Genomic DNA, 11,911 nt, shown 5'->3' with positions numbered 1-11,911 from the left:
TGTCGCCTGAGCAGGCCGACAAGGTCCGCGCCTTCCTGGCCGTCGGCGACGCGCCGGACGCCGCGCTCGACGCCATCCAGGCCCTGGCCGGTCCCAACCGCGCGCCGCTCGACGCGGCCATCGAGGGCTGGCGCAAGCGCCTGGCCGGCATGGTCGCCGGCGGCGTTCCGATCGAGCGCATCCGCCTGAACGCCGCCTTCGGGCGGGCCTTCGGCTATTACGACGGCTACCTGTTCGAGGTGCGCAGCGCCGCCCTCGGCGAGGAACGCCCGGTCGCCGCCGGCGGCCGTTACGACGGTCTGCCCGCCCGCCTGGGCGCCGAGACCAAGACCGGGGCTGTCGGCTGCATGGTGCGCCCGGCCCGCGCCTATGCCGGAGGCGGCGAATGACCGCGGACACCCCGATGATCTTCGCCATCCCCTCCAAGGGCCGCCTGAAGGAACAGGTCGAGGCCTGGTTGGCCGAGTGCGGCTTCCGCGTCGAGATGACCGGCGGCGCGCGCGGCTATTCGGCCGAACTGTCGGGCCTGCCCGGCGTCTCGGTGCGCTTGCTGTCAGCGGGCGACATCGCCGCCGGCCTCGACAGCGGCGACCTGCACTTAGGGGTCACCGGCGAGGATCTGCTGCGCGAGCGCGGCGACGACATGGACAGCCGGGTGATGCTGCTGCGCGCCCTGGGCTTTGGCCGCGCCGACCTGGTGGTGACCGCGCCCAAGAGCTGGCTCGACGTCGACACCATGGCCGACATCGACGAGGTCGGGCACCTGCACCTGGCCAAGACCGGCCGTCGCCTGCGGGTGGCCACCAAGTACGTCACCCAGACCCGGGCCTTCTTCGCCCGCCACGGCGTCGCCGACTACCGCATCGTCGAGAGCAGCGGCGCGACCGAGGGCGCGCCGGCGGCCGGCGCGGCCGAACTGGTGGTCGACATCACCACCACCGGCGCCACCCTGGCCGCCAACGGCCTGAAGGTGCTGTCCGACGGCGTCATCCTCAAGAGCCAGGCCCAGCTGACCGCCTCGCTGGTCACGCCGTGGACGGAAGGCCAGCTCGACAGCCTGGCCCGCCTGCTGTCGGTGGTCGAGGCCAAGGGGCGGGCGCGCACGCTCGCCACCCTGGTCTGGCCCGCCGGACAGGACGTCGCCGGACAGGCGGCCGTCGCGCCGTTCGTCGAGGCCGGCGGTTCGCGCCGGGCCAACGGCGCCCTGCTGGCCACGGGCGACCTCTTCGCCGCCGCCGCCGCGCTCGCTCAGGCGGGCGTCGAGCCGGTAACCGTGTCGCGTCCCGACTACGTGTTCGAATCCCGCTCGGCGGTGCTGGAGGCGCTCAAGGGTCGTCTGGCGGTTGATATTTGACTAGTATGTCAAAAATTACCGAACCAAACGGTGATTAGTTTGACTTCGGCGTCCAAACTACGGGTCTGATGTCAAAAAAACGTCGAAACCCTTGTGGAATCTAGATCGTTGCCGTTGACACGATCTCGGTTTTGCCGTTTTCTGACTGGGCAAGAGAGAAACGGGTCCACAGAGAACCCCCTCTCTTCGGCGTTTCGGGGAGGAAACGCCCGCCTAGATCGAATGATCGAGAAATAGCCAGGCCCGCCGCGATTATCCCCCGCGGCGGGCCTTGGTGTATCTGGGCCCTGGTTTCTATTTTCGACAAAAGAGTCAAAAATAACGAACAAGCGTTTTAGCTTGAGCGTTAATGTTTTCCCTCTCCCCTTGCGGGAGAGGGTGGCCCCGCGGAGCGGGGTCGGGTGAAGGGTCTCTCAGACATCAAACGCCGCGACAGCCGATCAGCCGTCGCGGCGTTTTTCGCGGGTGCGACCCCTCATCCGTCGGCCTTCGGCCGCCGCCTTCTCCCGCAAGGGGAGAAGGATCAGGCGCGGACCAGCCGCCCGTCCTTCAGCCCCAGCGTGGCCGTCTCGCCGCCGCGCAGCGACAGCTCCACGCTCTCCCCGCCCAGCTTCACCACGTGCCGCCCGGCCTTGGCCGCCGTGACCCGCGCGCGCTCCAGCCGCCCGTCGCGCCAGCGCACGTCGACGCCGACCGCCCCGCGCGCCTTCAGCCCCGTCATGTGACCCGTCGGCCAGGCCGAGGGCAGGGCGGGCAGCAGGTGGATGGCGCCGTTGCGGCTTTGCAGGACCATCTCGGTCATGCCCGAGGTCCCGCCGAAATTGCCGTCGATCTGGAACGGCGGATGGGCGTCGAACATGTTGGGATAGGTGCGCTCGGGGCCGAGCAGCAGCTTCAGGATCCCGTGGGCGTGGTCGCCCTGGCCCAGCCGCGCCCACAGGTTCAGCCGCCAGGCGATGGCCCAGCCGGTCGAGAGGTCGCCGCGTGTCTCCAGGGTCTTCTTGCAGGCGGCCGCCAGGTCGGGCGTGGTGTCGAGGCTGATCTGGTCCGACGGGAACAGGCCATAGAGATGCGAGACGTGGCGGTGGTGGATGTCCTTGGCGTCGGCGTCCCAGTCCTCCTGCCACTCCTGCAGCTGGCCGTCCTTGCCGATCCTGTAGGGCGCCAGGCGGCCGCGGGCGGCGGCGAACTCGGCGGCCTGGGCGGCGTCGACGCCCAGGATCTTCGCCGCGTCGATGCAGGCGTTGAACAGGTCGCGGACGATGGCCTGGTCCATGGTCGGCCCGGCCACGATCGACGAGCCGTGGCCGTGGTCGTTCTCCGGCGAGATCGAGGGGCTGGTCACCAGTTTCCCGCTCTTGGGATCGACCACCAGGGCGTCGACGAAGAACAGGGCCGCGCCCTTCATCGTCGGATAGACCTTGGCGAGATAGGCCTTGTCGCGGCCGTAGTCGTAGTGGTCCCACAGATGCTTGCACAGCCAGGCGCCGCCGGTGGGCCAGACGCCGAACTTGGCGCCGTCGATCGGGGCGGTCGCCCTCCAGAGATCGGTGTTGTGGTGGGCCACCCAACCGCGCGCGCCGTACATGCCCTTGGCCGTGCGGGCGCCGGTGATCGCCATCTCCTGCACCATCGCCACGAGGGGCGCGACGCATTCCGAGAGACCCGTCGGCTCGGCCGGCCAGTAGTTCATCTCGGTGTTGATGTTGATCGTATATTTGCCGCCCCAGGGCGGGCTCATCTTGTCGTTCCAGATGCCTTGCAGGTTGGCCGGCTGGCCGCCGGGGCGCGAGCAGGCGATCAGCAGGTAGCGGCCGTACTGGCAATAGAGCGCCGCCAAGGCCGGATCGTCCGTGGTCGGCGAGGCCTTGATGCGCTCGTCGGTCGGTCGGACGGCGGCCGCCGTGGTCCCGAAGTCGACCGAGACAGCGCGGAACAGCCGGCGGTGGTCGGCGCGGTGGTCGGCCAGCAGCGCCGTCCACGGCTTGCGGGCCGCCTTGGCCAGCACCGCCTTGTTGGTCGCGACCGGATCGCCCGAGACGTCGTCGAAGCGGCGATAGCTGGTGGCGGCGGCGACCAGCAGCAGCACCTCGTCGGCGCCGCGCACCGACACGGCCTTGTCGCCGGCCGACACCTTGCCGCCCCGCGTGATCACCTTGACCCGGCAGTCGACCTTCAGCGCGCCCTGGATGCCGAAGTGCGCGCCGTTGCGGCCGCTGAGAATCAGGGTGTCGCCGCCCTCGACCGTGACGGTGGGCTTCAACGGGCTGTCGAAGGCCAGGTCCAGACCGATCGCGCCGCGCCTGTCGGCGGTCAGGCGGATGGCGATCACCCGGTCGGGCGCGCTGGCGATCACCTCGCGGCCATAGGCGACGCCGTCGTGGGCGAAGCGGGTGCGGGCGGTGGCGGCGTCCAGATCCAGGTCGCGCAGATAGGCGTCGGCGGTCTCGGGCAGGCCGGGGAAGGTCAGCACCAGCTCGCCCAGGGTGTTGTAGGGCTGCTGCCGCAGGGGCGTGGCCATGAACTTGGCGTTGGCGAGATCCGTGGCCGCCGCGTAGTCGCCGGCCTCGATCAGGCGGCGGATCTGCGGCAGGGCGCCGGCGGCCTCGGGATTGACCGGGTCATAGGGACCGCCGCCCCACAGGGTGTTCTCGTTGAGCTGGATCCGCTCCTTGGCCACCCCGCCGAACACCATGCCGCCCAGGCGCCCGGAGCCGACCGGCAGGGCCTCGACCCATTCCTTGGCCGGCTGGCGGTACCACAGTTTCAGATCGCCGGCCGGCGCGGGAGGCAGGGGCGCGGCCAGGGCTTCCGTAGCCAGGATCGCGGTCGCGGAACCGCCCAGCAGGGCGTGGCGTCGGTTGAGCTGCATCAGGGCGTGGTCCCTTCCCAAGGCGCGCGCCTTATGTCCGGCGCTTCGCGGGCATCAACTCATGTGAGCGCTAACATTGCAAGATGACACCGGGGGACATTTTGCTGATCGCGCTGTCAGGGGTTAGATGGCTGGAGATACGGGAAGAGACGCAAGGAGGCTGAGTGACCGGACGTAGAAAGCTCCGCGCAAGACAAGCGGTCGATCAGCTGTGGCTTCTGGGCTGGGGCGTCGCGGTTCTGGCGGTGATCTCGGCCGTGATCGAATGGCGGACCTCCGGGCCGTCCCACATCTACATGGCTCCCGCGTTCGGCCTCGCCGCGCTGATCTTCCTTGCGTTGTCGCGAGTCCTGGACTGGCTCGTGAAGCGCCTGCTGGAGCGGACCGAAGGCGTCTGGGACGATCTCTACGCGCTCAAAGCCCCAGCCCCTCCACCGTCTTGGCCTTCAGCCGATCAATCGCCTTGGGAGAAATAGCCACCGCCTTGCGGGCGTCGAGGTCGAAGGTGATGGCGCTGACGGTCGAGGTGGCCCAGGCCTCGCCGGTGGCGGGATCGAGCAGCCAGTGGGCGCAGCGCAGGACGCGGTCGTCGGCGCCCATCAGGCCCGAGCGCACCTCCAGCCGGTCGCCCAGGCGCGGCCAGGCCCGATAGACGATCCGGTATTCCAGCACCGCTCCGCCGACCCGGCCGGGCGCGGCCTCGGCCGCCTCGGCGACAATGTCGCGCAGGGGGGCGATGAAGGCGCCGATGCCGTCGGAGACCCGGCCGATGAACTGCTCGGCCCGCATCCGTCCGAAGGCGTCGATCTCGCCGGTCGTCAGGGCGCCGAGGCTGATGCGGGTCAGGCCAAGGTCGTCGGCGCGGGCCAGGCTGGCCTGCGAGACGGCCGGCGACAGGTCGACGCTGCGGGCCCGGGCGCGCTCGGGAACCTCGACCGCCAGGGCCTTGGCCCGTTCACGGACGATCGACGGCCAGGGGAAGGCCTCGCCCTCGCGCGGGGTGACGTGGGCCACCGTGGTCTGGAAGGTGGCGGCCAACTCGCCGGTGGCCGAATGGACCAGCAGCTGGAGCAGCTTGGCCTCGGTCTCGCCGATCTCGATCACCCCGCCCAGCATGTGCAGCGGCGCGCCGGCGTGGGCTTCCTTCAGGAACCGGATGTGGTGCTCGCGGACCACCAGGGTGGCGTTGGCGTGCGGGGCGAAGGCGTGCGGCAGGCCCATCTCGGCCGCCAGCCCCACGAGGCCCTCCATCGCCCGGACGACGTAGAAGCGCACGTTCATGTGCCCCATCTCGTCGCAGTCCCAGGTGTTGACGCCGCCGCGCCAGATCTCGACGCCGGACAGATCCTCAGCCGTGGCCATGGCGCGGCTTCCCCAAAACAAGAGTGGCGCGCCAGATCTCGACGCCGGGCAGATCTGGGGCGGTGGTCATGCGGATTCCCTCAATTCGAGGTCAGCCTAGACGGCTTTTCCGCGCCGCCGCAATCGTGGAGGCGGAAGCCTATTCCCGGCAGTCCGCGCACTTGCCGTGCGCCTCGATCGTCACGCCGGTCAGGGCGTAGCCGGCCGCCGAGCCCGCCGCGATGATGTCGGCCGTGGCCGCCGGCTCGAACTCGCGGGTCGCGCCGCAGCAGTCGCAGATCAGGAAGGCGGCCGCATGCCCGTCGGCCTCGCGCCGGCAGGCGACGTAGGAGTTGAGGCTTTCGATGCGGTGGGCGAAGCCCTGCTTTTCCAGGAATTCCAGCGCCCGGTAGACGGTCGGCGGCTTGGCCGGCGGGCCGTCGACGGCGAAGCTGGAGATCAGGTCGTAGGCCTTCACCGGCTGTCCGGCTTCCAGCAGCAGTTCCAGCACCCGGCGGCGGGGCGCGGTCAGGCGCTGGTCGGACGCCTGGCAGCGCGCTTCGGCGGCGGCCAGCTCGGAGGCCAGCGCGTCGCCGGCGACGCCGTGGTGGTGATGGTCGTGGTCGCACGCGTTATGGGCCATGCCCTATCAGGTAAAGGCCGCACGGGGCGCGTGCAAGGGCGGCGGCTTGGCGCAGGAAAAAGGCCCCCGGAGCGGTTGCTCCGAGGGCCTCGTTCATCACGTCAAACCAGACGGCTTACTTGCCGAACAGCTTGTTCCAGCGCGGCTTCTCGCGGCCCTTCCAGGCTTCGCGGTGGTAGGCGTCGCTGGCGATCAGCGGCACCACGGTGGTGGCTTCGGCGAAGACCATCTGTTCGTAGGTGGTCGAGACCTTGCCCCACGAAGCGGCTTCCTTGAGGGTCGAGGACGAGCAGGCGCCGTCGCGCACGTCGGCCACCGTGATCTGGATGGCGTACTTGTGCATGTCGGCCTCGACGCCGAGGATCTCGGCGCAGACGACGGTGTCCTGGGCGAAGTTCTTCGGCACGCCGCCGCCGACCATGAACAGGCCCGTGGTGCCGGCCGCGATCTTGACGTCGGTCAGTTCACGGAAGTCGGCCACGGCGTCGATCATCAGGTAGGGCGCCTTCTCGGCGATCTTTTCCTTCTGGTGCTTGACCAGGCCAAAGCCCGCCGAGCTGTCGACGAAGGCCGGGCAGAAGATCGGCACGCCTTCTTCGTAGGCGGTCTGGATCAGGCTGCCTTCCTTCTTGGCGTTGCCTTCCGACAGCCACTTGCCCATCTCCCAGATGAACTCGCGCGAGGAATAGCCGCGCGGCTCCAGGCGATTGCAGATCTCGAGGATCGTGTGGTCGCAGGCCTGCAGTTCTTCTTCGTCGATATAGGTGTCGTAGATGCGGTCGATGTAGTTGTCGCGCAGCACGTTGTCGTCGACCGGGCCGGCGGCCTGATAGTGCTTGAAGCCCAGGGCTTCGAAGAAGTCCATGTCGACGATCGAGGCGCCGGTGGCGACCACGGCGTCGATCATGCCGTTCTTCACCATGTCGCGGTAGACGTGCATGCAGCCGCCGGCCGAGGTCGAACCGGCCAGGATCAGCCAGGTCGAGCAGCCCTTGTCGGCCAGGGCCATGTTGAAGATGTCGGCCGCGCGGGCGGTGTCGCGCGAGCTGAACGACATCTTGCGCATGGCGTCGATGATCGGGCGGGCGTCGTACGACGTGATGTCGACGTGCTCGACAACGTTCTGGAGCAGCTCGGCCTTCTGGTTGTTCGGAACGGGAGCGTTCATCGCTTCGGTTTCCCTGACTTTGGACGCCCGTCGTTGATAGGAACCCTTCGCCGGGACGGAGCGACCGACGGGGGAAACAGGTTTTGCGCCGCGCTGGCCCCCTCAGTCGCTCCGCGACAGCTCCCCCAGAGGGGGAGCATCTTGGTGCTCCAAATCCTCCCCCTCTGGGGGAGGTGGCCCAGAGGGCCGGAGGGGGGCAGCACGGCGTTTGAGAGAACTAAACGCCTAAGACGTCAAATCAGCGACGGCGCTTGCGCTTGCCGGCCGCGCCCTTCGGACGCGAGAAGCGAACGACCTTGCGTTCCTCGGTCTCGGTGCGGACCATCGGGATCGAGCGCTTGGCCAGGCCGTACATCGAAGCCATCGGGGCGTCCTGCACTTCCACGGTGTCGGTTTCGCCGAAGCCGTTGAAGCGGGTCGACATCGCCACGCCATAGGCGCCCAGCATGCCGATCTCGATGTAGTCGCCTTCGTCCACGCTTTCCGGCAGCCAGAACGGGCCGGGCATGTGGTCGACGCTGTCGCAGGTCGGGCCGTAGAAGCGGAAGGGCTTGAGGCCTTCTTCCACCACTTCGCCGTTCTTGCGGTACAGCTTCACCGGGAAGGGCCACTTCATGTGCGCCGCGTCGAACAGCGAACCGTACGACCCGTCGTTCAGATAGAGCGCGTCGCCCTTCTTCAGCTCGACCTTGACCAGCAGCGACGAGGCCTCGGCGCACAGGGCGCGGCCCGGCTCGCACCACAGCTGCGTGGTCTCGTGAACCATCATCTCGGCGAAGCCGCGGTCGATGGCGGCCAGGTATTCCGACAGATCCGGCGGGACCATGCCCGGATAGATCGACGGGAAACCGCCGCCCACGTCGACGACGTCGGCCAGCACGCCGGCGCGCACCAAGGCGCGGCTGGCCTGGGCCATGGCGGCTTGATAGGCCGTAGGCCGCATGCACTGGCTGCCGACGTGGAAGCTGACGCCCATCAGGTCCTGGGTGGACCGGCGGGCGGCCAGCAGCAGGGGCGGGGCGTTGTGCAGATCGACGCCGAACTTGCCCGACAGCGAATAGGCCGCGCCTTCGGCCTGCACGCCCATGCGGACGATCAGGTTCAGGTCTTTGGCCTGGCCGGTCGAGTCGATGATCTTGGCCAGCTCCTCGTGCGTATCGAACGAGAAGGTGCGCACCCCGTGGTCGAAATAGGCGGCCGAGATGGCGCGCCGGCTCTTGACCGGGTGCATGAAGGCCATGCGCGAGCCGGGGGCGTGTTCGGCCACCAGCTCGATCTCGGCCACGGAAGCGACGTCGAACGATCGCACGCCGGCCGTAACCAGCTCGCGGATCACCCACGGGGAAGGGTTCGCCTTCACCGCGTAGAAAACATCGCCTTTGAATTCAGACTGGAACCAGCGCGCCGCTACCGACACCGCGTCCGGTCGCACGAGTGCGACAGGACGTTCCGGTGACCGCTCGCGGACCAGGTCCAGGGGCGTGTGGTACGTGGACAATGCACGTAACCCCCTGTTGGAAGTTAAACCCAGGCCGGCGTTAGCAGCGCTTTAGAGGACTTCGGGTCCGCCGGAGCCGAGCGAGATAGGGGCAATGGACAGGGATGTAAAGTCCCTTTTGAACCGACCGCCCCCCGCCGCCTTGGGGGGCGAATTGATCCACCGCATGTCACAAATCCGTTGCGCGGCGCACGCAAAGCAGGGAACGGATTTGCCCGCGTCGGAAACCACGTTAAGGATTCGTCCCGACCATGACGTCGGACCCAGTTCTCTCGATCCGTTCCGTCTCCAAGACCTTCGGGTCGCGGAAGGCTCTGAACGCCGTTTCGCTCGACGTCGCTCGGGGCGAGATGATCGCGCTCATCGGTCCGTCCGGCTCCGGAAAATCCACCCTGCTGCGCTCGATCGACGGTCTGCAGACCATCGATGACGGAGATGGGACCATCGGGGCCTTCGGCGGCCCGGTGCAGGCGAGGGGCAAGGTCGGCGACCAGGTGCGCAAGGCGCGCATCCGCATCGGCTTCATCGCCCAGCAGTTCAATCTCGTCGGCCGGCTGTCGCTGTTCAGCAACGTCGCGCTCGGCTCGCTGGGCCGCATCCCTCTGGTTCGCGGCCTGCTGGGCTGGTGGCCCAGGGAGACGCGCGAGGCGGCCATGGCCGCCCTGCACCGCGTCGGCATCTCCGACTACGCCGGCCAGCGCGCCAACACCCTTTCGGGCGGCCAGCAGCAGCGCGGCGCCATCGCCCGGGCCCTGGTACAGAAGGCCAAGATCATCCTCGCCGACGAACCGGTCGCCTCGCTCGATCCGGTTTCGGCCCGCAAGGTCATGGAGATCCTCCGTGACCTGAACGCCAGCGACGGCCTGACCGTCATCGTCACCCTGCACCAGGTGGACTACGCCCTGCGCTACTGCGACCGGGTCGTGGCCCTGAAGGCCGGGCAGAAGGTCTACGACGGTCCGGCCGACGCGCTGGACCGCGACAAGCTCATCGACATCTACGGCCCGGAATTCGAGGACGTGTTCTGGGAAGGAGCCCCGCAATGATCCGCCGCAGCCTGATCGCCGGCCTGATGCTTTCCGGTCTGGCGCTCGCCGCCTGTTCGGGCCCGTCCGAGGCCCCCAAGGCGACCGACACGGTGACCTTCTCGATCCTGTCGACCGAGTCCGCCCAGAACATGGAAAGCTACTGGGGTCCGATCCTGGCCGACATGGAAAAGCAGACCGGCCTCAAGGTGAAGCCGTTCTTCTCGTCCAACTATTCGTCGCTGATCGTGGCCATGGGCGCCAAGCAGACGGACCTGGGCTGGTTCTCCAACCAGTCGGGCCTGGAAGCCGTGCGCCGCTCGAACGGCGAGGTCTTCGCCCGCACCTTCGATCCCTCGGGCGTCGACGGCTACAAGTCGGTGATCATCGTGCCGAAGGACAGCAAGCTGACCCTCGAGCAGCTCCTGAAGTGCGACAAGTCGCTGAACTTCGGCATCGGCGACAAGAAGTCGACCTCGGGCACCCTGGCGCCGATGACCTACGTGTTCATCCCGGCCGGCAAGAAGCCCGAGACCTGCTTCAAGACCGTGCTGACCGGCAACCACCAGGCCAACCTGTTCGCCGTGGCCAACGGCAAGCTCGACGCGGCCACCAACAACACCACGAGCCTGCGCCTCAACGCCGACCGCAAGGACGGCCAGGCCGACCGGGTCAAGGTGATCTGGGAGTCGCCGACCCTTCCCGAGGATCCGATCATCTGGCGCAAGGATCTCGACCCGGTCGTGAAGGAAAAGCTGCGCCAGTTCTTCCTGACCTATGCGCAGGGCGACACGCCGCAGGCCCAGAAGCAGCGCGACAACCTCAAGCGCCTGTCGATCGGCGGCTTCAAGCCGGCCGACGACACCCATCTGCTGACTGTCCGCGAGATGGAGGCCCTGGAGGGCCTGGGTCTGGCCAAGGAGGGCGGCGACAAGGCCAAGGTGGCCGCCGCCGAGAAGGCCCTGGCCGACATCCGGGTCCAGCGCCTGGCCGCCGAGGCCAAGGCCGGCCTCCCGGCCGCGAACTGATCCGGCGCCCCGCCCGATGACCGACGCCGCGATCCCGGCCCCGCCGAAACGCTCCGCCACGGCGCTGGCGTTCGACGCCCTGCTGTGGGGCGGCGTCGCGCTGCTGCTGATCATCAGCTTCAAGCCGGCCGAGATCGACAAGTTCCCCGAGCTGTTCAGCGGCTCCAGCCGCATGCAGGAGTTCGCCCGCGGCTTCTTCTCGGCCTTCACCGACCCCCAGCTCTTCATGTCGATGAGCTGGGGCCTGTTCGTCGCCAAGATGTGGGAAACCATCCAGATGGCGCTGTGGGGCACGGTCCTGGCGGTGCTGGTGGCCATCCCGCTGGGCATTCTGGGCGCGCGCAACATCACGCCGTGGTGGATCCAGCAGCCGGTGCGCCGCCTGCTCGACCTGATCCGCTCGATCCCCGACCTGGTCGTGGCCCTGATCTTCATCACCGCCGTGGGCCTTGGCCCGTTCGCCGGCGTCATGGCGATCATGTTCAACACCGGCGGCGTGCTGGCCAAACTCTTCGCGGAAGCCGTGGAGTCGATCGACAAGGGCCCCGTCGAGGGCGTGCGCGCCACCGGCGCGGTGAAGCTGCAGGAGATCGTCTGGGGGGTGATCCCGCAGGTCGCCCCGCTGTGGACCAGCTACGCCCTCTACCGCTTCGAAAGCAGCGCCCGCGCCGCCACCGTCCTGGGCCTGATCGGCGCCGGCGGCATCGGCGCCATCCTCATCGACTCGATCAACGCCTTCCAGTTCGACCAGACCGGCTGCATCGTGCTGGTCATCGTCGTGGCGGTGTCGATGATCGACCTGCTGTCCCAGGCCATCCGCTCGCGGCTGCTGTAGGGGCGCTTCCCGTGCCCTCTCTCTTTGAGAGAGGGAGGGGCCCATGGCGAAGCCATGGGAGGGTGAGAGGTAACAAACTCACCGAATGAAGCGCGGCGTCTCAAGTTTCGGCCTCGTGCGGCCCGCTGCCCTCTCGGATTTGCCGGC

The 11,911-nt window shown here is 68.3% G+C and carries 10 protein-coding genes; 5 read left to right on the top strand and 5 right to left on the bottom strand.

Going from position 1 to position 11,911, the window contains the following annotated elements; genetic code table 11:
• The coding region (locus DMC18_RS20220) for an ATP phosphoribosyltransferase regulatory subunit (protein ID WP_199232598.1) at positions 1-389 on the top strand (389 nt) is incomplete at its 5' end.
• Positions 386-1,354, top strand: a complete 969-nt coding sequence (gene hisG, locus DMC18_RS20215; protein WP_110133252.1) for an ATP phosphoribosyltransferase — start codon at positions 386-388, stop codon at positions 1,352-1,354. The genes DMC18_RS20220 and hisG, both read left to right, overlap by 4 nt.
• Before the next feature lie 523 nt (positions 1,355-1,877).
• Here the strand turns inward: hisG and DMC18_RS20210 are convergent.
• The 5 genes from DMC18_RS20210 to DMC18_RS20190 form a co-directional block, all read right to left on the bottom strand.
• Positions 1,878-4,226, bottom strand: coding sequence for a glycoside hydrolase N-terminal domain-containing protein (locus tag DMC18_RS20210; protein WP_110133251.1), 2,349 nt, complete (start codon positions 4,224-4,226; stop codon positions 1,878-1,880).
• A 414-nt stretch (positions 4,227-4,640) separates the two neighbouring features.
• Entirely contained in the window at positions 4,641-5,588 is a 948-nt protein-coding gene (locus DMC18_RS20205; RefSeq protein WP_110118637.1) for a thioesterase family protein, read from the bottom strand.
• A gap of 139 nt (positions 5,589-5,727) precedes the next feature.
• The gene (locus tag DMC18_RS20200; protein WP_110118636.1) at positions 5,728-6,210 is read right to left on the bottom strand and encodes a Fur family transcriptional regulator; all 483 of its coding nucleotides are present in this window, start codon (positions 6,208-6,210) and stop codon (positions 5,728-5,730) included.
• 115 nt (positions 6,211-6,325) lie between these two features.
• On the bottom strand, positions 6,326-7,378 hold the full coding sequence (locus DMC18_RS20195) for a deoxyhypusine synthase (protein WP_110118635.1): 1,053 nt from the start codon (positions 7,376-7,378) through the stop codon (positions 6,326-6,328).
• Between the two features lie 238 nt (positions 7,379-7,616).
• Entirely contained in the window at positions 7,617-8,876 is a 1,260-nt protein-coding gene (locus tag DMC18_RS20190; RefSeq protein ID WP_110118634.1) for a type III PLP-dependent enzyme, read from the bottom strand.
• Positions 8,877-9,127: 251 nt separating this feature from the next.
• Here DMC18_RS20190 and phnC point away from each other — a divergent pair, with 251 nt between their 5' ends.
• From phnC to phnE, 3 genes are read left to right on the top strand one after another with little or no spacing between them, the layout of a single operon-like run.
• Positions 9,128-9,922, top strand: coding sequence for a phosphonate ABC transporter ATP-binding protein (gene phnC / locus DMC18_RS20185; RefSeq protein ID WP_110118633.1), 795 nt, complete (start codon positions 9,128-9,130; stop codon positions 9,920-9,922).
• The gene (phnD, locus tag DMC18_RS20180) at positions 9,919-10,929 is read left to right on the top strand and encodes a phosphate/phosphite/phosphonate ABC transporter substrate-binding protein (RefSeq protein WP_110118632.1); all 1,011 of its coding nucleotides are present in this window, start codon (positions 9,919-9,921) and stop codon (positions 10,927-10,929) included. The genes phnC and phnD overlap by 4 nt, the downstream gene beginning before the upstream one ends.
• Before the next feature lie 16 nt (positions 10,930-10,945).
• Positions 10,946-11,764 (top strand): phosphonate ABC transporter, permease protein PhnE, encoded by an 819-nt coding sequence (gene phnE, locus DMC18_RS20175; protein WP_110118631.1) that lies wholly within the window; start codon positions 10,946-10,948, stop codon positions 11,762-11,764.
• The last annotated feature ends 147 nt before the right edge of the window (positions 11,765-11,911 follow it).

Origin of the sequence: Caulobacter sp. D5 (assembly GCF_003185805.1) — a bacterium.
GTDB lineage: Bacteria > Pseudomonadota > Alphaproteobacteria > Caulobacterales > Caulobacteraceae > Caulobacter.
This window is presented reverse-complemented; position numbering and strand designations above follow the sequence as displayed.